The organism is Streptomyces sp. NPDC006430 (assembly GCF_040612395.1).
Classification (GTDB): domain Bacteria; phylum Actinomycetota; class Actinomycetes; order Streptomycetales; family Streptomycetaceae; genus Streptomyces.
On the sequence record NZ_JBEXQA010000001.1, the window covers coordinates 301,365 to 320,668 of the forward strand.

Annotated in this window: 14 protein-coding genes; 9 read left to right on the forward strand and 5 right to left on the reverse strand. The window is 72.9% G+C overall.

Annotated features, from left to right (window positions below; translation table 11 throughout):
- Positions 1 to 184: 184 nt before the first annotated feature.
- From ABZZ20_RS01435 to ABZZ20_RS01445, 3 genes are all read left to right on the forward strand, one after another.
- A complete protein-coding gene (locus ABZZ20_RS01435; protein ID WP_356865506.1) occupies positions 185 to 823 on the forward strand; it encodes a hypothetical protein in 639 nt (212 codons plus the stop codon).
- Between the two features lie 156 nt (positions 824 to 979).
- Positions 980 to 4,666 carry a hydantoinase B/oxoprolinase family protein gene (locus ABZZ20_RS01440; protein ID WP_356865508.1) on the forward strand — a complete coding sequence of 1,229 codons (3,687 nt, stop codon included), beginning with the start codon at positions 980 to 982 and terminating at the stop codon, positions 4,664 to 4,666.
- A gap of 49 nt (positions 4,667 to 4,715) precedes the next feature.
- The gene (locus ABZZ20_RS01445; RefSeq protein WP_356865510.1) at positions 4,716 to 5,876 is read left to right on the forward strand and encodes an MFS transporter; all 1,161 of its coding nucleotides are present in this window, start codon (positions 4,716 to 4,718) and stop codon (positions 5,874 to 5,876) included.
- A gap of 84 nt (positions 5,877 to 5,960) precedes the next feature.
- Here the strand turns inward: ABZZ20_RS01445 and ABZZ20_RS01450 are convergent, their stop codons facing one another.
- Entirely contained in the window at positions 5,961 to 7,322 is a 1,362-nt protein-coding gene (locus ABZZ20_RS01450; RefSeq protein WP_356865512.1) for a nicotinate phosphoribosyltransferase, read from the reverse strand.
- 145 nt (positions 7,323 to 7,467) lie between these two features.
- Here ABZZ20_RS01450 and ABZZ20_RS01455 point away from each other — a divergent pair, with 145 nt between their 5' ends.
- The 5 genes from ABZZ20_RS01455 to ABZZ20_RS01475 all read left to right on the forward strand — a co-directional run bounded on the left by ABZZ20_RS01455 (position 7,468) and on the right by ABZZ20_RS01475 (position 12,360).
- Positions 7,468 to 7,998 (forward strand): flavodoxin domain-containing protein, encoded by a 531-nt coding sequence (locus tag ABZZ20_RS01455; RefSeq protein ID WP_356865514.1) that lies wholly within the window; start codon positions 7,468 to 7,470, stop codon positions 7,996 to 7,998.
- Positions 7,999 to 8,159: 161 nt separating this feature from the next.
- Positions 8,160 to 8,663 carry a flavodoxin domain-containing protein gene (locus ABZZ20_RS01460; protein ID WP_356865516.1) on the forward strand — a complete coding sequence of 168 codons (504 nt, stop codon included), beginning with the start codon at positions 8,160 to 8,162 and terminating at the stop codon, positions 8,661 to 8,663.
- A gap of 82 nt (positions 8,664 to 8,745) precedes the next feature.
- Positions 8,746 to 9,351 (forward strand): hypothetical protein, encoded by a 606-nt coding sequence (locus tag ABZZ20_RS01465; protein WP_356865518.1) that lies wholly within the window; start codon positions 8,746 to 8,748, stop codon positions 9,349 to 9,351.
- Positions 9,348 to 12,032 (forward strand): cation-transporting P-type ATPase, encoded by a 2,685-nt coding sequence (locus ABZZ20_RS01470; protein WP_356865520.1) that lies wholly within the window; start codon positions 9,348 to 9,350, stop codon positions 12,030 to 12,032. The genes ABZZ20_RS01465 and ABZZ20_RS01470 overlap by 4 nt, the downstream gene beginning before the upstream one ends.
- Before the next feature lie 22 nt (positions 12,033 to 12,054).
- Positions 12,055 to 12,360, forward strand: coding sequence for a DUF1876 domain-containing protein (locus ABZZ20_RS01475; RefSeq protein WP_356865522.1), 306 nt, complete (start codon positions 12,055 to 12,057; stop codon positions 12,358 to 12,360).
- A gap of 53 nt (positions 12,361 to 12,413) precedes the next feature.
- Here ABZZ20_RS01475 and ABZZ20_RS01480 read toward each other — a convergent pair whose 3' ends face one another.
- The 3 genes from ABZZ20_RS01480 to ABZZ20_RS01490 form a co-directional block, all read right to left on the reverse strand.
- Complete coding sequence (locus ABZZ20_RS01480) at positions 12,414 to 13,292, reverse strand: universal stress protein (protein WP_356865524.1); 879 nt, start codon at positions 13,290 to 13,292, stop codon at positions 12,414 to 12,416.
- Positions 13,293 to 13,407: 115 nt separating this feature from the next.
- The gene (fdhF, locus tag ABZZ20_RS01485) at positions 13,408 to 16,092 is read right to left on the reverse strand and encodes a formate dehydrogenase subunit alpha (protein ID WP_356865526.1); all 2,685 of its coding nucleotides are present in this window, start codon (positions 16,090 to 16,092) and stop codon (positions 13,408 to 13,410) included.
- The gene (locus tag ABZZ20_RS01490) at positions 16,089 to 17,780 is read right to left on the reverse strand and encodes an NAD(P)H-dependent oxidoreductase subunit E (protein ID WP_356865528.1); all 1,692 of its coding nucleotides are present in this window, start codon (positions 17,778 to 17,780) and stop codon (positions 16,089 to 16,091) included. Before ABZZ20_RS01490 ends, fdhF begins: the two co-directional genes overlap by 4 nt.
- Positions 17,781 to 17,924: 144 nt before the next feature.
- On the opposite strand from ABZZ20_RS01490, the gene ABZZ20_RS01495 reads away from it, so the two are divergent.
- A complete protein-coding gene (locus tag ABZZ20_RS01495; protein WP_356865530.1) occupies positions 17,925 to 18,344 on the forward strand; it encodes a CBS domain-containing protein in 420 nt (139 codons plus the stop codon).
- A 49-nt stretch (positions 18,345 to 18,393) separates the two neighbouring features.
- Here ABZZ20_RS01495 and ABZZ20_RS01500 read toward each other — a convergent pair whose 3' ends face one another.
- Positions 18,394 to 19,272 (reverse strand): universal stress protein, encoded by an 879-nt coding sequence (locus tag ABZZ20_RS01500; RefSeq protein ID WP_356865532.1) that lies wholly within the window; start codon positions 19,270 to 19,272, stop codon positions 18,394 to 18,396.
- Positions 19,273 to 19,304 lie beyond the last annotated feature (32 nt).

Below are 19,304 nucleotides of genomic sequence, written 5' to 3' on the forward strand. Positions count from 1 at the left end.
AGCCATGGTGCGCCTCCGGGCCCCAGCCCTCCTGCGCGCATCCGGGGGCCGGGGTGTCCGCACTGGTGGGAGGCGGGTTCCGACGCGTGGCGTGCCACCATCCGCCACCGCCTCCTCTGCCATGCTTGCGCGGGCGCGCCAGCCGCCGTGGCCGGCAGCCGCGGTGCAGGAGCAGGGGTTCGATATGAGTGGCAGAGACCTGGAGCACACGGAGCGGGCCCTGCGGCGCGTGGCGCACATCCTCCGGCTGGCCCACACCGCCGTGAGCCGGGCGACGGCCCTGCCGACGATGCCCGGGGCCGGGCTGGAGCGGGGGATGGTCGCGCTGAGCGGAGCGCTGGGCGAGCTCCGGCACGAGACGGACGACCTGGCCGCGGCAGACGCCTCGGCCGGCACGATCGAGGATGCCGACCTGCGCTCCGTGGTGACGGACATGTACGTCGGTCAGGACGCGGGACGCATCGGTCTGCTGGTCCGACAGATCGGTGACATCGCGTGGGCGCGCCGGTCGAGGGGGCCGCTTCCCGACGCATTGCGGTTCCGCGTGCGTGACCTGGGCGATGACTGCCTCGCTCTGGTGGGACGGGCCGCGGACGTGGTCGAGCTGTCCGCCCCCCGTACGGTCATGGACCGGCAGGCGGAGGGCATCGACCGCCGCCAGCAGGAGCTCTGCCGCGTCCTGCTGTCCGGCGGGGACTCGCTCGCCGTCCGCGACGCCGTCGACGCGGCGGTCCTCGGCCGCTGCTACCAGGAGTGTGCCCAGCGCGCCGTCGCCGTCGCCCGTCACGTCGCGCTGCTCCAGGAGACCGCACCCGGGCGGTGAACGGGCCGGGCCATGGATCGGCGGCAACCCGGCCGGGGCGGTCCGGTCGGGGTACGGATCTCCCGTCGGGCGAGTCGGACGGTCACCGGGCGTACCCGGTGGGTGATGCTGGGAACCTGCCCGCGGTCGGTCGTGGACAGGAAAGGGAAGCGCGACATGGCCGCCAGTACCGATCTCGGATGGCAGTTCTGGGTCGACCGAGGAGGTACCTTCACCGACATCGTGGCCCGGTCCCCGGACGGCGGGCTGCTGACCCGCAAGCTCCTTTCGGAGAATCCGGCCCGCTACCGCGACGCGGCCGTCGCGGGAATCCGAGCGCTGCTCGGTGTCCCGGAGCACGAGGGGATTCCCGGCGGCGCGATCGATGCGGTGCGGATGGGCACCACGGTGGCGACCAACGCCCTGCTGGAGCGCACCGGTGAGCCGACCGCGCTCGTGATCACGCGCGGCTTCCGGGACGCCCTGCGCATCGGCTACCAGAACCGCCCCGGGATCTTCGACCGGGAGATCGTCCTCCCCGAGGCCCTGTACGAACGGGTGATCGAGGTGTCCGAGCGTGTGGCCGCCGACGGCGCCGTACTGGTCCCGCCCGACCTGGAGGGCCTCGCCGCCGAGTTGGGGCGCGCGTACGCCGACGGCGTCCGCGCCCTGGCGGTCGTCTGCATGCACAGCAGCCTGCACCCCGCGCACGAGCGGGCGATCGGCGCCCTGGCCCGGCGGATCGGTTTTCCGCAGGTCTCGCTGTCCAGCGAGGTCAGTCCGCTGATGAAACTGGTCCCGCGCGGGGACACCGCCGTCGTCGACTCCTACCTCTCGCCCGTCCTGCGCCGCTACGTGCACGAGGTGGCCGGGGAGCTCCACGGCGTACGGCTGATGTTCATGCAGTCCAACGGCGGTCTGGCCGAGGCGGGTCACTTCCGCGGCAAGGACGCAGTCCTGTCCGGTCCGGCCGGCGGCATCGTCGGCATGGCGCGCATGTCACAGCTGGCCGGTTTCGAGAAGGTCATCGGCTTCGACATGGGCGGCACCTCCACCGACGTGTCCCACTTCGCCGGCACCTACGAGCGGGTGTCCACCGCCCATGTGGCCGGAGTCCGGCTCCAGGCGCCGATGCTCGACATCCACACCGTCGCGGCGGGCGGCGGGTCCGTCCTGCACTTCGACGGCATCCGCTACCGCGTGGGACCCGATTCGGCCGGAGCGGACCCCGGCCCCGCCAGCTACCGCGCGGGGGGCCCGCTGACCCTGACCGACGCCAACGTGATGCTCGGCCGCGTCCAACCGGCCCACTTCCCGCACGTCTTCGGCCCCGACGGCGACCAGCCACTGGACCACGAGGTCGTGCGACGGCGCTTCACCGAACTCGCGGCGAACATCCACGAGCAGACCGGCGACCGACGCCTGCCGGAGCAGGTGGCCGAAGGCTATCTGGAGGTGGCGGTGGCCAACATGGCGGCAGCGGTCAAACGGATCTCCGTACAGCGGGGGCACGACGTCACCGGCTACGCCCTGACCTCCTTCGGCGGCGCCGGCGGCCAGCACGCGTGCGCCGTCGCCGACTCCCTCGGCATCCGCACCGTCCTCGTACCGCCCATGGCCGGAGTGCTCTCCGCGCTCGGCATCGGACTCGCCGACACCACCACCCTGCGCGAGCAGTCCGTGGAACTGCCCCTCGAAGAGCCGAGCATGCACCGGATCCAAGCGGTGGCGGGCGCCCTGGAAACCGCGGCCCGCACCGTACTCCACGACGAGGACGTCCCCGCCGACCGCATCCGGGTGACGCGGCGGGCACGGTTGCGGTACGACGGCACCGACACGACGGTCACGGTGCCGCTGGCCGACCCCACCACCATGACCGGGGCGTTCGAGGAGAGCCACCGGGCGACGTACTCGTTCCTCCTGGACCGCCCCGTGATCGTCGAAGCCCTCTCGGTGGAAGCGACGGGGCTCACCCCGCAACCCGATCTCGGCCGCCTTGCGGAGCCCGCCCCGGCCGCTGCGACCGCCGCTGCCACCGCCGTCGGCACCGGCGCCGCAGCACCGGACACCGTCCCCCTCCACACCGGTGGAACATGGCGGGAGGTCCCCCTGTGGCAGCGCGACCACCTGCGCCCGGGGACGGTCGTGACCGGTCCGGCCGTCATCGTCGAGGCCAACGCCACCACCGTCGTCGACCCCGGCTGGCGGGCGACCGCGACCACCACCGGGCATCTGCGCCTCGACCGGGTCGCCGGGTCCGGGGGAGCCGACGTCGAGACCAGGGCCGACCCCGTCATGCTGGAGATCTTCAACAGCCTCTTTGTGTCGATCGCCGAGCAGATGGGGGGCCGCCTGGAGTCGACCGCCCAGTCCGTCAACATCAAGGAACGACTCGACTTCTCCTGCGCCCTGTTCGATCCGGACGGAAACCTCGTCGCCAATGCGCCGCACATTCCCGTGCACTTGGGTTCGATGGGCACCGCCGTCAGGGAGGTGGTACGCCGCCGCTCCGGTGCGATGCGCCCCGGCGACGCGTACGCGGTCAACGATCCGTACCACGGCGGCACCCACCTGCCCGACGTCACCGTGGTGACCCCGGTCTTCGACGAGCGGGACGGCGCGCCGGGCGCGGAGATCCTCTTCTTCGTCGCCTCCCGCGGTCACCACGCGGAGATCGGCGGCCTGACACCGGGATCCATGCCGGCGAACAGCCACGAGATCGATGAGGAGGGAGTCCTCTTCGACAACTGGCTGCTGGTCGAGGACGGCAGGCTCCGGGAGGCCGAGACGCTGCGGCTCCTGACACGGGCGCCCTACCCGTCGCGGGACCCGGCGACCAACCTCGCCGACCTGCGGGCCCAGATCGCCGCCAACCGCAAGGGCGTCGAGGAAGTCGGCAAGATGATCGGCCATTTCGGTCTGGACGTGGTCCGGGCGTACATGCGTCACGTCCAGGACCATGCCGAGGAAGCCGTCCGCCGGACGGTCGTGGCGCTCGCCGACGGCGCGTACCGCTACGAGATGGATTCGGGCGCCGTCGTATGCGTACGCATCACCGTGGACCGCGAACAACGGTCGGCGACGATCGACTTCACCGGAACGTCGGCGCAGCTGGCGACCAACTTCAACGCGCCCACGGCGGTGGTGAACGCGGCCGTCCTCTACGTCTTCAGGACGTTGCTCGCCGAGGACATCCCGCTCAACGACGGATGCCTCAGGCCGCTGCGCATCATCGTCCCGGCCGGGTCGATGCTCGCGCCGGTCCACCCCGCGGCGATCGTCGCCGGGAACGTCGAGACCTCGCAGGCGATCACGGGGGCACTCTACGCAGCCCTGGGCGCGCAGGCCGAGGGCAGCGGCACCATGAACAACCTCACCTTCGGCAACGACCGGTGCCAGTACTACGAAACCATCGCCTCCGGTTCCGGTGCAGGCCCGGGGTTCAACGGGGCGTCGGCGGTGCAGACCCATATGACCAACTCCAGGCTCACCGACCCCGAGGTGCTCGAATGGCGCCTTCCGGTGCTGCTGGAGGAGTTCTCCGTACGCACCGGCAGCGGCGGCGGAGGCCGGTGGCACGGCGGCGACGGCACCGTGCGCAGGATCCGCTTCCGCGAACCGATGACGGTGAGCCTGCTCTCCGGGCACCGCAGGGTCCCGCCCTACGGCATGGCCGGTGGCGCCCCCGGCGCCCTGGGCGCAGGCCGCGTGGAGCGGGCCGACGGAACCGTCCTCCCGATGGCGGGTTGCGCCTCCGTCGACGTGGACATCGGCGACGTCCTCGTGGTGGAGACCCCAGGGGGAGGCGGCTACGGCGCCCCGACACGAAGCGACGACCAGAAGGCGGTGAGCGGTGATGAGTGACGGTGACGGCCGAACGGCTCCTGTGCAGGATTCGCGGCAGCCCGCACGGATGTTGGCCCTGGCCACGATCGGATTCACGCTCTGCTTCTGGGCGTGGGCACTGTTGGCGCCGCTCGGGCCGGCGCTCCGCGACGAGCTGGACCTCAGCTCCTTCGAGCAGTCCCTCGTCGTGGCCGTGCCGGTCATCGTGGGCTCGCTGGGCCGCATCCCGGTCGGCGCCCTCACCGACCGCTGGGGGGCCCGCCGGATGTTCCCCGTCGTGGCGGCCCTGACGGTCCTGCCCGTGCTGTACCTGGGACACCTGGCCGACTCCTTCGCAGAAGTGCTCGCGGGCGGGTTCTTCCTGGGGCTGGGCGGCACGACCTTCGCCATCGGCGTTCCGTTCGTCAACGCCTGGTACCCGCCCGAGCGGCGCGGCCTCGCCCTGGGAATCTTCGGCGTCGGTACCGGTGGCACCGCACTGTCCTCGTTCACCACCGTCCAGTTGGCCGACGCCGTCGGGCGGAGCTTCCCCTTCGACCTGGTGGCCGCCGCCCTGGCCGTGTACGCCCTGGCCGCCCGCATGCTGCTGCAGGACAAACCGGGTCGGGCCGTCACCACGGGGTCGATGCTCGCGCGGACCGCGGCCACGCTGCGGCTGCCCATCACCTGGCTCCTGGCCTTCCTCTACGCCATGTCCTTCGGCGGCTTCGTCGCCTTCAGCGTCTACCTGCCCACCTACCTCACCACCGCCTACGACCTCGGTCGCTCCGACGCCGCGTTGCGCACCGCGGGGTTCGTCGTCCTGGCCGTCGCCATGCGCCCGGTCGGCGGATGGCTCTCCGACCGGGCGCACCCCGTCCCCGTGCTCGTCGTGACGTACACGGTGGTGTGTGCGTGCGCGCTCGTCGCGATGTTTGAGGCGCCCTTGATCCCGCTCGGTACGGTCGTCTTCCTCGGGATGGCCGCCGCTCTGGGCGCGGGATCGGGCGCCGTCTTCGCGCTCGTCGCCCGCCTGGTGACACCGGAGCGGGTCGGGGCGGTCACCGGCGTCGTCGGAGCCGCCGGCGGCCTCGGCGGGTTCTTCCCCCCTCTGGTGATGGGTCTGGTCAAGAGCATCACGGACGACTACGCATGGGGCTTCGCCCTCCTTGCCGCCACCGCCGCCGGCGCCGGGGTGTTCTCGGCTACGGTCGTGCGGCGGCGCGCCCGCGCGGCAGAGCGGAAGTGAGCCGCCCGCGCAGGGTGCCCGTCGGCGCCTGGGGCCTCAGCCCGCCCCGCACCGCACCGCACGCGGCGCGGGCCCGCCCCCCGCTCAGGGGCGTCGCTCTCGGGCCCGCGTACCGGTGCCGGCGGCGAAGTCCGCTTCGAGACGGCCGCGCACCGCGGCGGTCAGGGACCGCAGTCCCGGGGAGGTTTCCGGAACGGGAGCCTCTGGAGCGTGGACGCGCCGTGCCGCCGCGGGTAGTTCGGCGAGGTCTGCCTCGAAGCGTGCCCGGGCGGCGGCGAGCGAGTCGGGCGGTCCGGTGCGGCGCCCGGCCCGCATCACCGTGTGCAACAGCGGTACGGCGCCCTCGGGAGGCTCTTCCTCCTGCAACGCGATCACATCGCGACCGCCGGGGCTCCGGTACACCTGCTTGGGGGCGGGTGCGGTGACCTTCGCGGAGGACAGCTTCATCACCGGCCTTCCGTCGTACTGCACCAGCTTGTAGGCGGCGTCGAGGTACGGGGCGTCGGCGGCGACGCCCACGCGCGTGCCGACCGCGAACACGTCGATCGGAGCCCCGTCGTGGACGAGCTCGGTGACGGCGTACTCGTCCAGGCCGCCGCTCGCGATGATCCGTACGTCCGTCAGCCCCGCGGCGTCGAGCTGGGCCCGGGACCGGTGGGCGAGCGCGCCCAGGTCGCCGCTGTCGAGACGGATGCCGCAACCCGGCCCCCGCCGCAGGTCGGCGAACACCCGGGCGGCGGTCTCCACGCCGCGCTCCGTGTCGTAGGTGTCGACGAGGAAGGTCAGGGGCCCCGGGTGGGCGCGGGCGAACGCCCGGAAGGCGTCCTCCTCACAGGCGAAGGACTCGATGTAGGAGTGCGCCATGGTGCCCGATGCGGGGATGCCCAGTGCGGTGGCGGCGGCCACGTTGCTGGTGCCGGCGAAACCGACCAGAGCACCGAGCCGGGCGGCCTGCCACCCGGCCTGAGGACCGTGGTTGCGCCGCAGGGAGAAGTCCACCACCGACCGCCCCTGCGCCGCGATCATGCAGCGCGCCGCCTTCGAGGCGACCGCGGTCTGGTGGCACAGCTGCGTGAGCAGGTACGTCTCGACCAGCTGGGCCTGGGGCAGGGGAGCAGTGACCTCCAGCAGCGGCTCGCCGGCGAAGACGAGACGGCCCTCGGGGACGGCACGGACCTCCCCGTCGAAGCGGAGGCCCAACAGCGGGGTCAGCTCCGCGGGCGGTCGGTGCAGCGCAGCGGCGAAGTCCGCCACGTCGTCCGCTTCGATCCGGAAGCGTGCGAGGTAGTCCAGAGCCGGCTCCAGGCCGGCCGCGACGAGGAAACCCCGCCCCGGTGGCAGCTCCCGGACGAAGAGGCTGAAGGTGGCCGGCCCGCGCATACCCTCTCGCAGGTACGACACGGCCATGGTCACCTCGTACAGGTCGGTGGTCGTCACCTCGGACATGTCCCCAGCCTGAACGGCGCGGGCCGGGGCCGCACGGGCCCATCGGGCCCCCGATTGCCCCGTGCGGCCCTGGCCGGAGCGCGGCGCCGGCGTTCTCCTTCAAGGAAACGGTCGGCCCGGCCGCAGTGAATCAGAGGGGTGTCCCATGAGCGTCCTGGTCTGTTACGCCACCGAGCACGGATCGACCCGGGAGATCACCGAGCGCATCGCGGCCCGGCTGCGCGCAGCGGACCACAGCGTCGAGGTGCGCCGGCTCTCCCCGCAGGAAGCTCCGCGACCCGACGTCACGCGCCACGCCGCCTGCATCGTGGGCAGCGCCGTCCACGACGGATCGTGGCTCGCCCCTGCCGTCGCGTTCGTCCGGGCCGAGCAGCGGGCCCTCGTCGGCGTGCCGGTGTGGATGTTCAGCGTGGGCATGACGGCCGCGCTGCCCGGTCCCCTGCGCCGGCTCGCCGCCAGGGGGCAGCAACGGCCGCTGGTCGAGATCGAGCGACTGCTCCGGCCGCGCGATCACCACCGCTTCTCCGGTGTGATCCGGCCCGAGCACCTCAGCCGTACCGGCCGGTTCCTGTTCCGACTCCTGGGATGCCGCTACGGCGACTACGTGGACGGGCGTGAGATCGACGCCTGGGCAGACGGGATCGCCCTGGCCCTGCGGGCCGACGCCACGGCTTGAACGGTGCCGCGGAGGCGCATCGGATTCCCGCCCGCCCGCCGGCGGGAGAGGGCCGAACGGCCCCATCCGGGACCTGATGGTCCGATGCGCCGAAGCCGTGTCGGGCGGACAGTGAAGGCATCCGGCACCTGCCCTGCGGGACCGATCGAAGGAGGAGGGCCATGACCTCGAAGCGGGTACTGGTCGCCTACGGCAGCAAGCACGGCGCCACCGCCGGCATCGCGGAGCAGATCGGAAGGTCGCTGCGCGAGGACGGCCTCGACGCCGTGGTGCTCCCCGCCGACGACGTGGACGACGTACGCGGATACGACGCCGTGGTGCTCGGCGGCGCTCTGTACGCAGGGCACTGGAGCGGCAAGGCGAAGCGTTGCGCCGAACGCAATGCGGACTCCCTGAAGCACCGCCCGGTCTGGCTGTTCAGCAGCGGCCCCGTCGACAGCTCCGCCGAGCAGCACGACATCGCGCCCGTGCCGGCGGTGGCACGGCAGATGGAGCGGCTCGGCGCACGGGAGCACGTCACCTTCGGCGGCAGCATCACCGCCAGTACGCCGGGACTCATCGCCCGGGCCATGGTCCGCAAGGGCAAGGGCGGCGACTTCCGCAACCCCGAGCGGATCCAGACCTGGGCTCATCACATCAGCGCCGAGCTCGCCGCTTCCCGGTGAGCGGCTCGGCAGCGTCACAGCGCGGAGGCGCGACATGTTCGAGGCCGACTCGCCCGGATCCGGGCCCGCACGATCACTGACCGTGAAGAGAGGTCCGCTGCACCGACTCCTCGATCGCCGTACGAACGAACTGCGGCGATCGGCCGACCGCATACGCGGCCATTGGCTCGCCGTCCTGGCGCTGTCCCCCCTCGTGGCCGTGCTGTGCGCGATCGCCGTCGGGCTGGCCGTCTGGCAGGCCGAGAGCCGTACGGCCCAGGCCGAGGCGCTGCACCGGCACCAGGTGTCCGCGACGACGGTCGGCGAGGCGGACCGCGCGCTCCCCCTGCGGTTCAACAGCACCCCGCTGGCGATGGCGCGGACCACCTGGGAGTACCCCGCCTCCCACCGGCACACCAACTCGGTCGCGGTTCCCGCCGGCACACCCGTGGGCGGGACGGTCAAGGTCTGGGTCGACGACGCGGGCCAGGTGGCGCCGGCACCCCGTGCCAGCGGTGAACTCGCCTCCACGGCCGTGGCCACCGGGGCGGGTGCCTTCGGCGTGGTCGTCCTGGCCGCCGGGGGCCTCGTCTGGCTGAGGCTGCGCAGCGTCGAGGCACGCAGCCTCGTGCAGTGGGACCGTGAATGGGAGTGCGTGGAGCCGCGCTGGTCCGGTCGGACGCGCCGAGGACCGGGAGCCAACGGATGACCGAGGCCGCCACCACCCCCCGGGAGGCCGGTCAGGAGCCGCTCCTGAGCCCGGACCCGCTGGAGCCGCTGCCGCTGCTGCGCCGTGAGCTCCACACCGGCCCGAGCGGCCTGTCCGCCCGGGAAGCCGCCCGGCGCCTCGCCGTCTACGGCCCGAACGAAGTCCGCCGCAAGGCGCGCCCGTCGCTGTGGCGCGAGCTCGTGAGGCAACTCGTGCACCCGCTCGCCCTGCTGCTCTGGGCAGCGGCGGCGCTGGCGTTCGTGGCCGACATTCCGGTGCTCGGCTGGGCCATCGTCGCCGTGGTCCTCGTCAACGCGGCGTTTGCGCTCCTCCAGGAACGGCAGGCCGAACAGGCGGTGGAGACCCTCGCCCGGTACCTGCCCGAGCACGCCCTGGTGATCCGCGACGGCCGCCCGTCGGCCGTGGAGGCCCGTGAACTGGTCCCGGGCGACCTGATCGTGCTGGAGGAGGGCGCCAAGGTCCCCGCCGACGCACGACTGACCGACGGAGGCATCGAGGTCGACCTGTCGATGCTGACCGGCGAGTCCACCCCCGCCGAACGCGTCGCCGGCCCCGGACTCCGCGGCGCCACGATGCTGCAGGAGCCGAACCTCGTCTTCAGCGGCACCACCTGCACGGAGGGCCAGGCACGGGCGATCGTGTTCGCCACCGGCGACCACACCGAGCTCGGCCGCATCGCCGCCCTGAGCCAGCGCACCCTGCGTGACCCGAGCCCCCTGGAGAGGCAGGTCAAGAAGGTCGCGTGGCTCATCGCCGGCGTCGCGGTCGCGATGGGCGTGGTGTTCCTGCTCCTGGGCGTGGTCGTGGGGCTGCCGCTGACCGACTCGCTGATGTTCGCCATCGGACTCCTCGTCGCGAACGTGCCCGAGGGCCTGCTGCCGACCATCACCCTCGCCCTCGCCGTCGGCGTGCGCGTCCTCGCCCGGCAGGGCGCGGTGATCAAACGGCTGAGCGCCGTGGAGACCCTGGGATCCACCAACGTCATCTGCACCGACAAGACGGGCACGCTCACGCAGAACCGGATGCGGCTCCAAGCCGTGTGGACTCCGGAGCACGGGACGGAAACCGGCCCCTGGACAGAAGCACTGCTACGGGCCGGCGCCCTGTGCACCATGGTCTCCCGGGACGAGCAGGGTGAGCTGCACGGAGACCCGACGGAAACCGCCCTCGTGGAGGGTGCCGGGGCCCCTACGGCGCCCGTGGACCTCGACGGCCGGGACGCCGGGCGCCGGGCCGTCTTCCGGTTCGATCCGAGGCTGCGCCTGATGTCGGTGGTCCAGGCCGACGAGGCGGGCGGCCTGCGCGTCATCGTCAAGGGCGCGCCCGAATCTGTACTCCGCTGCCTGTCGGACGGGGATACCGAGGTGGCCGCGACCGCGGCGGAAGGACTCGCGCGCGACGGCATGCGCGTCCTGGCCGTCGCCGTACGCGAGCTGCCGAGCGGGTCCGAACCGCCGGCCCGGCGGCAGGACGCGGAGACGGGGCTGCGCCTGCTGGGGCTGGTGGGCCTGTACGACCCGCCGCGTCCCGAGGTCGCCGACGCCGTACGGCGCTGTCACCAGGCCGGTCTCCTCGTGCACATCGTGACCGGAGACAACGGCGCGACCGCTGCCGCCGTGGCCCGCGCGGTCGGCATCGGCGTGCCGCGGCTGGCCGTCGTCGCGGAGTCCGAGTCGATCGGCGACCACGAACTGGACCGGCTCCTCGCGGACGGCGACGCGGAGGTCGTCTTCGCCCGTTCCTCGCCGGAGACGAAGCTGAAGGTGGCCGACGCCCTGCGGGCCCACGGGCAGATCATCGCCATGACCGGTGACGGGGTCAACGACGCCCCGGCGCTGCACCGCGCCCACATCGGCGTGGCGATGGGCCTCTCCGGCACGGACGTGGCGCGCGAGGCCGCCACCATGGTGCTGACCGACGACAACTTCGCCACCATCGTTGCCGCGATCGAGTCCGGCCGCCGCGTCTACGACAACGTCCGCAAGTTCATCGTCTACATCTTCGCCCACCTCACCCCCGAGGTGGTCCCCTTCCTGGTCTTCGCGCTGTCGGCCGGCGCCATCCCGTTGCCGCTGACGGTCCTCCAGATCCTCGCCATCGACCTCGGCACCGAGACCCTTCCCGCACTCGCCCTCGGCCGCGAACGGGCCGAGCCCGGAACGATGAACCGTCCACCCCGGCCCAGTAGCCAGAGCGTCATCTCCCGCGACATGCTCATCCGCAGCTGGGGCTACCTCGGCGCCGTCTCCGCGGTCCTGGTCATGGGCGCGTTCTTCTACGTGCTGTGGCGAGCCGGCTGGCACCCGGGCGACGCCACCGGTAAGGGCAGCCCCCTGCACCACGCGTACATCACCGCGACGACCGCCACCTTCGCCGGCATCGTCACCTGCCAGATCGGCACCGCCTTCGCCGCCCGCACCGACCACGCGGCCCTGCGCGACATCGGACTGTTCACCAACCCGCTGCTCCTGGCGGGCATCGCCTTCGAGCTCGCCTTCACCGCCGCACTCGTCTACGCGCCGCCGCTCCAAGGCCTCTTCGGTACGGCAGCCCTGCCGCTCGACGTCGTCGCCCTCATCGCGACCTTCCCGGTCCTCGTCTGGGGCACCGACGAACTGCGGCGGTGGGTCCGTCGCAGGAACCACAGTTCGAAGGCCTGAAGAACCCAACGGAGGAAACGTCATGTCACACACCGCTGAATGGAAGGTTCGTCTCTACCTCTTCGAGGACGACGCCCACACCACGAAGGCCCGCCTGGAACTGGACACCGGCGCGAACAAGCTCACCGGCCACGGCACGGCCCGGTGCGCTCCCCAGGACGAGGACGTGCCGGAGATCGGCGACGAACTCGCCGTCGCACGGGCCATGGAGAACCTGGCGGACCAGCTGAAGCGAGCGGCCTACGGAGACATGCAGGCCGTCGGTGCGCCGTCGCTCGAAGCCTCCCTCAAGCCGTACACGGGGTGGCTGGACATGGAGGCCTCCTAGGGGCCGTTCGGAGTTGAGGTCACGCGGCTGCCGGTCCGTGACCGCCGTCGCGCTCAGTCGTGGGCGACCACGGCGACCGGAGAGGTCGCGTGGTGCATCACCGCGTGTGTGATGGGGCCGATGTGGGTGCCGAGTGCGGTGTGGCGGATGCGCCGGCCGACGACCACGAGGGCCGCACCGGAGGCGGCGTCGAGGATCTGGATCGCCGCCTGGCCGATGGTCAGGCGTGGTTCGACGGTCACCGAAGGGAACTTCTCGCGCCACGGGCTCAGGATCTCGTCCAGCGCCGTGTCGATGCCGTGTTCCATCTCCGCGTACACCCCGGGGTCGAGCGCCGGCGCGTAGCTGAGGATCGGTGGCAGGGACCATCCGTGGACGACGATCAGCCGTCCGTCGCGACGGGCGGCCTCTTCGAAGGCGAAGGCGAGGAGCCTGTCACAGGGCCGGCCGACGTCCAGCCCGGCCACGACCGGCCCCCGCTCGGGGACGCTGTCCGACGGGGTTTCCTCCGTACGGCCCGCGGACCGTACGAGCACGACCGGGCGCTCGCTCTCGGCGATGGTGGCCGAGCCGGTGGATCCCACGAGGAAGCCGGCGACGCTACCGAGCCCCCGGGAGCCGAGCACGAGCATGTCGGAATCCTTGGCGGCGGACGCGAGGGCCAAGGAGGGCAGCCCACCCACCCGGCGCGTGGCGATCTCCAGCGCCGGGTGATCGCGGCGGAGTTCGGCGGCGATGTCGTGCAGCACGCCTTCGGCCCAGCGCTGGCGTTCCTCGGTGGTCGCGGCCGGGAAGAGGGGATCATCGAGCCACTCCTCGGCGTGCACCAGGTCCAGGGACGCACTGCGCAGCTCGGCCTCGCGGGCCGCCCAGCGGGCGGCGGCAGCGCTCTGGGAAGACCCGTCCAGGCCCACGGTTACTCGGCTCGTCATGCTCCACAACTCCTTCTGTGACGCGACTTGCGCCCCCTCCGCCAGACTGGCCCCGAGGGAGCTTTCCTGTTGAGGGGCCGGTCGGTCCCGCACGGGCCCGACCGGCCCTGTCCGCTCATTCGGCTCCATCGGCCAGACGTACCGCCGTCACCTTGTACTCGGGACAGGACGTGGCGGTGTCGACGTGGCCGGAAGTCAGCCGGTTCACCCCGCTGGCCGGGAAGTGGAAGGTGCAGAAGACCTGACCGGGGGAGGTGCTCGGGCCGACGCGGGCCACCAGGCGGGCCTGCCCGTGACGACTGTGCACGGTGACGGGCCGGCCGTCGCGGACACCGTGGTGCGCGGCGTCGTCGGGATGGATGTCGAGGTGACCGACGGAGTCCAGGTCGAGGTTGTCACCCCGCCGGGTCATGCTGCCGGAGTTGTAGTGGGCCCAGCTGCGGCCCGTGACCAGGATCAACGGGTAGTCCGCGTCCGGCACTTCACCCGGTGGGAGGTACGCCACGGCCGCCAGGTGGGCGAGGCCGTCCGCGGTGGCGAAGCGTTCCCGGTACAACTTCGGCGTGCCCGGACCGGCCGCATCCGGACAGGGCCAGGCGACGGCCCCGTCCCGCTCCAGACGTGCGTGGGAGATCCCGGCGAACAGCGGGGCCACTCGCGCGCACTCGGCCAGTGCGTCGGACGGGGTCGCACAGCCGAGGTCGCCGCCCATCGCAGTGGCCACGGCCTGTACGGCTGCGAAGTCGCTGCGGGCCTCGCCGGGCGGCCCCACGGCCGGTCGGACGCGCTGGAACCGGCGGTCGAAGTTGACGAAGGTGCCGTCCTTCTCCAGCCAGGACGCCGCGGGGAGCACGACGTCCGCGCGCTCGGCCGTTTCCGACGGGAACAGCTCACTGACGACGACGAACGGGCAGGCGTCCAGTGCCCGGGCCACGTTCTGCGTGTCCGGGTCCGTGGCGCACACGTCCTCGCCCATGACCCACAGGGCCTGTAGGGCCCCCGACCGGGCTGCTGCGAACATCTCCGGGATGCGCAGGCCGGGACGTGCCGGGACCGGCACGTTCCAGACACCCTCCGCACGTGCGCGGGCCACCGGGTCGGTGACCTTTCCGTAGCCGGGCAGCAGATCCGGCAGGGCCCCCATGTCGGAGGCTCCCTGCACGTTGTTCTGGCCGCGCAGCGGGTTGACGCCGAAGCCGCGCTCCGTGCCGACGGCGCCGCGGAGGATGGCCAGGTTGGCGAGCGAGCGGACGCCGTCGGTGCCGTGCAGGTGCTCCGTCACCCCCAAGCCGTAGACGATCGCCGGCCGTGCGGCCCGCCCGTAGAGACGGGCGGCGCCGATCAGGTCCGCGACCGGAACGCCGGTGATGGCGGCCACCCGATCGGGCGGGTAGTCGGCCAACAGGTCGGTGAGTTCGGGCAGGCCGCGGGCCCGGTCGCGCAGGAAGGGGGAGTCGACCAGGCCCTCGGCGATCAGCACGTGGGCCAGTCCGTGGAACAGTGCCACGTTCGTCCCCGGGCGCGGCCGTAGATGGATGTCTGCGTGCAGGGCCAGACCCACGGCCCGTGGGTCGGCGACGATCAGATCGGCGCCCTTCAGCGCGCGTTGGAGCAGCCGCGCCCCCACCACCGGATGGGCCTCCACCGGATTGGCGCCGACCACCAGCAGACAGTCGGCCTGCTCCACGTCGTCGAAGGAGTCGGTTCCGCCGGACAGACCGAAGGAGGCGACGAGGCCTGCTGCCGAGGGGGCGTGGCAGAGCCGGGAGCAGTTGTCGACGTTGTTCGTCCCGATGACGGTGCGCATGAACTTCTGGAAGAGGTAGTTCTCTTCGTTGGTGGCCCGGGCCGAAGAGATGGCGGCCACGGCGTCGGGGCCACCCGTCGCGAGGGCCTGCGACAGGCGGTCGGCCACGTGCCCGACGGCGGTGTCCCAGTCGACCGGTTCCAGGCGGCCCCCGCGGCGCAGCAGGGGACGGGTGAGGCGGTCGGGGGAGACGCGGTACCCGTAGGCGAAGCGACCCTTCACGCACGCGTGCCCGCGGTTGACCGGCCCGTCCCGGGCCGGCAGTACCGCTGCGACCTCCCCGTCGCGCACGACGACGTCGAGGGAGCACCCGACGCCGCAGTACCCGCACGTCGTACGGGTGGCACCGTCGGGGGCCGCGCCCGAGGTCAGCCCGCGGCCCGCACCGGGCTGGGTGAGCGCACCCGTCGGGCAGGTGTCGACGCAGCCGCCGCAGGACACGCAGTCCGACCCCGCCCAGGCCCCTCCGGTACCGGGGGCGACGACGGTGTCCGCCCCGCGGCCGACCAGGGTCAGGGCGAACGTGCCCTGCACGTCGGAGCACATGCGCACGCACCGGCCGCAGGCGATGCACAGGTCGGCGTCCAGCTGGACGTACGGGTGCGACGTGTCCGCGTCCCGGCCGCCCGAGCCGTGCGCACTCTCCGGCCCGATTCCCAGGGACCGGCAGACGTGCGCGAGCTCGGACGGGTTGCCCGCTGCCAGGGAGCGCGGCGGGAGGGCGGACACGATGACCTCCACCGCCCCCCGCCGCAGCTGCGTCAGGTCGTCCGCGGCCGTTTCCACCGACGCGCCGGCGGTGACCGCAGTGACGCAGGCGGCCACGAGCCGTCCGTCCGACCGCACCATGCAGGTACGGCAGGAACCCGCAGGGCTGAGCCGGTCGTCCGCACAGAGCGCGGGGAGCCGTACGCCCGCTGCTGCGACCGCGGACAGCACCGACGCCCCCTCGGGCACGTCGACGCCCACGCCGTCGACCTCGACCCGGATCACGCGTCCCACCCCGGCAGCCGGCCCCCGTACGCCCGCGCGAGGCTCCCGACCGCCGCCGGCAGCCGGCGGCCGAACGCGCAGAGACTCGCCTGCTCCATGACGCGCGACAACCGCGCCCACTCCTGTCCGGGCGCGGACCCCGCCGTGGCGAGCTCCCGCCCCCGGCGCGCGCCCACCCGGCAGGGCGAACACGCCCCGCAGCTCTCGGCAGCCGCGAACTCCCAGAAGTGCCGCAGCACCTCGACCGGATCGACACTGCGGTCCAGGGCCACGAGCCCGGCGTGCCCGAGCGCCGCCCCGCGGGCCGCCAGGTCGGCCTCGGTGAGGGGGACGTCCAAGGAGTCGGCGGACAGGAACCCGCCGAGCGGTCCGCCGATTTGGAGGACCGCCAGCTCCGCGCCGCCCTTCAGCCCGCCGCCCAGCTCGGTCACGATGTGTTCCACGGACGTTCCGATCTCGACTTCGTACGCACCGGGGCGGGCGAAGCGTTCGGACAGGCTGACGAGCTTGGTGCCGGTCTCCGAGGCGGTACCGCGCCGGGCGTACGCGGCGCCGCCCCGGCTGACGATCCAAGGGATCGCCGCCAGCGTCTCCACGTTGTTGACCACCGTCGGCCGGTCCCACACGCCCCGCTCCGTGGGGTACGGCGGCCTGACCCGGGCGCACCCGCGACCGCCCTCCAGGCCCGCGATGAGCGCGGTCTCCTCGCCGGCCACGTACGATCCGGATCCGCTCACCACGTCGACGTCCAGCGCGGTCGCCGTACCGTGCACGGCGGCTCCGAGGTGTCCGTCCTCGTAGGCCCGCGCCACGGCCCTGCGCACCGAATCCAGCGCACGCGGGTACTCGGAGCGCACCAACACCAGCCCTCGACCCGCCCCGCACGCGAAGCAGGCCAGAGCCAGGCCCTCCAACACGCGCTCCGGGTACCGTTCCAGGAGCAGACGGTCGGCGAATGAACCGGGATCCCCCTCGTCCCCGTTGGCCACCACGACCCTGTCCGGACCCGGGGCCCGTCGGACCGCCCCCCATTTGGCGGCGACCCGGAAGCCGGCCCCGCCGCGTCCTCGAAGACCGGACGCCGCGACCTCCCCGTACACCTCGTCGGCGCTGGCGCGGGCAACGGTCCGCGGCCACACCTGCCACGCGGTTTCGTCCGGCGTCCCGGCCACCAGCAGCACGGGGTCGCCGGTACGGTCGGACGCGGGGATCTCGGGAGCGGCGGGCGGTTCCCGGCCAGCCAGCTGTGCGGCGAGCGAGGCACCGGTGCACGGCACGGTGCCGTCCAGGGCTGCGGGGGCGGCGTAGCAGTAGCCGAGGCACCGGACGGCTTGCAGAGATGTCGCAGCGTCGGGGGTGACGCACCCCGCGCGCACGCCCAGTTCCTGTTCCACGGCATCGACGTGGCGCCCGCCGAGCGCGGCGAAGCACGCCGTGGCGGAGCAGACGCGTACGTGACGGCGGCCGTGCGGGGCCGTCAGGTCCGCGTAGTAGGTGGCGGGCCCGAGCGCCGCGGCGTGCGGCAGGCCGAACCGGTCGGCCACCTGCGGGGCCCAGTGCGCGGGAGCGGACGCCTGCTCCTTTCGGGCCTGCGCCAGGGACTGCACCAGCCGGTCTCCCGGCCAGCCCCGGCGCCGGGCAAGCGCTCGGGACGCATCGAAACGGTCGTCGTGGCGCGGAGTAGCCATGCCCCCATGATCGGCCCGGTCGCGGTGGTCCGCATCCGGCTCCCCGGCCACCGGGCGAGGGCGGCGGCCGGGGACCAGACTGGACGGGGGAGCCCGGCGTCGGGCGGATCGCGCTCCGGGGCCGGCCGAGGCGAGGAGAAGACCATGACCACTGCGCGGAACATCATGCACGCCGGCGCCACCTGCGTACAGGAGACCGAGACGCTCATGGACGCGGCGCGCCGGATGAGCGAGTTGGACGTCGGCGCCCTGCCGATCTGCGGCCCCGACGACCGCCTGCACGGCATCATCACGGACCGCGACATCGTGCTGAAGTGCCTGGCCAAGGGGAAGGACCCGCACCACATGACGGCGGGCCAGCTCGCGCAGGGCAAGCCCGTCACGGTCGACGCGGATGCCGACATGACCCAGGTGCTGCGGACGATGCAGGAGCACCGGATCCGCCGTGTGCCCGTGATCGCCGACCACCGTCTCGTCGGCATGATCAGCGAGGCGGACCTCGCCCGCCACCTGTCCGACGAGGAGGTGGGGCACTTCGTCGAGGCGATCTGCGCCTCCGGATGACCGGCTGCCGGATGACCGGCTGCGCTGGGCGCCCACCCGCCACGCGTGCCTAGGCGTGCGCGATGACGGCCACGGGTGCCTTCGCGTGGTGGAGGACCGCATGGGTGACCGGTCCGATGTGCGCGCCGAGCGAGGACCGGCGGATGCGGCGGCCGACGACGATGAGGCCGGCTTCTGACCCGCTCTCCAGCAGCTGTCCCGCCGCACGGCCGACGGCCGTGTGTGCGGCCACGTCCACGGTCGGGTACGCCGCGCGCCAGGGTTTCAGTACGTCGTCCAGGGCGGCGCGTGCGCTGAGGTCGAGTTGCGCGTGAACGCGCGGGTCGTACGCCGCCCCGTATCCCGCGAGCGGCGGCAGCGTCCAGCTGTGCACGGCGCGAAGGGTGCAGGACCGCCGGGACGCCTCCTCGAAGGCGAAGGCCAGGAGCGCGTCGCAGGGGGTGTCGGTGTCGACGCCCACGAGCACCTCGCGGTGCCGGTGGCTGCCCTGGGCGTGCGCACCGGCGTCCTCGCCGGCGCGCACCAGCACGACGGGGCGTTCCGTCATGTGGATGACCGCCATGCCGACGGAGCCGAGGACGAACCCCGCGAGGGTGCCGAGGCCCCGGGAGCCGAGGACGAGCATGTCCGCGCTGGCCGCGACGGCGGCCAGGGACGCGGCCGGCCGTTCGTCGAGCGAACGGGTGGCGACGTCCAGCCCGGGATGGCGTTCCCGCAGCTCGTCAGCGGTGTCGCGCAGCAGCGAAGCCGCCCACTGCGAGCGCATTTCGGCGCTCGTGACGGGGGAGATGTCCCGCGACGACGACCATTCCTCGCTGTGCACGAGGTCGAGCGGAACGCCGTGCAGGAGCGCCTCCCGCGCGGCCCAATGGGCTGCCGCGAGGCTCTCCGCCGATCCGTCGAGGCCGACGGCAATACGACCGGTCATGCTGCCTCAGCTCCTACGGCGTGACGGCCTCG

Excerpts from the sequence above, each read along its gene's own strand:
- ABZZ20_RS01435 (WP_356865506.1), top strand. The coding sequence starts at position 185 with ATGAGTGGCAGAGACCTGGAGCACACGGAGCGGGCCCTGCGGCGCGTG.
- ABZZ20_RS01440 (WP_356865508.1), top strand. The coding sequence starts at position 980 with ATGGCCGCCAGTACCGATCTCGGATGGCAGTTCTGGGTCGACCGAGGA.
- ABZZ20_RS01445 (WP_356865510.1), top strand. The coding sequence starts at position 4,716 with ATGTTGGCCCTGGCCACGATCGGATTCACGCTCTGCTTCTGGGCGTGG.
- ABZZ20_RS01450 (WP_356865512.1), bottom strand. The coding sequence starts at position 7,322 with ATGTCCGAGGTGACGACCACCGACCTGTACGAGGTGACCATGGCCGTG.
- ABZZ20_RS01455 (WP_356865514.1), top strand. The coding sequence starts at position 7,468 with ATGAGCGTCCTGGTCTGTTACGCCACCGAGCACGGATCGACCCGGGAG.
- ABZZ20_RS01460 (WP_356865516.1), top strand. The coding sequence starts at position 8,160 with ATGACCTCGAAGCGGGTACTGGTCGCCTACGGCAGCAAGCACGGCGCC.
- ABZZ20_RS01470 (WP_356865520.1), top strand. The coding sequence starts at position 9,348 with ATGACCGAGGCCGCCACCACCCCCCGGGAGGCCGGTCAGGAGCCGCTC.
- ABZZ20_RS01475 (WP_356865522.1), top strand. The coding sequence starts at position 12,055 with ATGTCACACACCGCTGAATGGAAGGTTCGTCTCTACCTCTTCGAGGAC.
- ABZZ20_RS01480 (WP_356865524.1), bottom strand. The coding sequence starts at position 13,292 with ATGACGAGCCGAGTAACCGTGGGCCTGGACGGGTCTTCCCAGAGCGCT.
- ABZZ20_RS01490 (WP_356865528.1), bottom strand. The coding sequence starts at position 17,780 with ATGGCTACTCCGCGCCACGACGACCGTTTCGATGCGTCCCGAGCGCTT.
- ABZZ20_RS01495 (WP_356865530.1), top strand. The coding sequence starts at position 17,925 with ATGACCACTGCGCGGAACATCATGCACGCCGGCGCCACCTGCGTACAG.
- ABZZ20_RS01500 (WP_356865532.1), bottom strand. The coding sequence starts at position 19,272 with ATGACCGGTCGTATTGCCGTCGGCCTCGACGGATCGGCGGAGAGCCTC.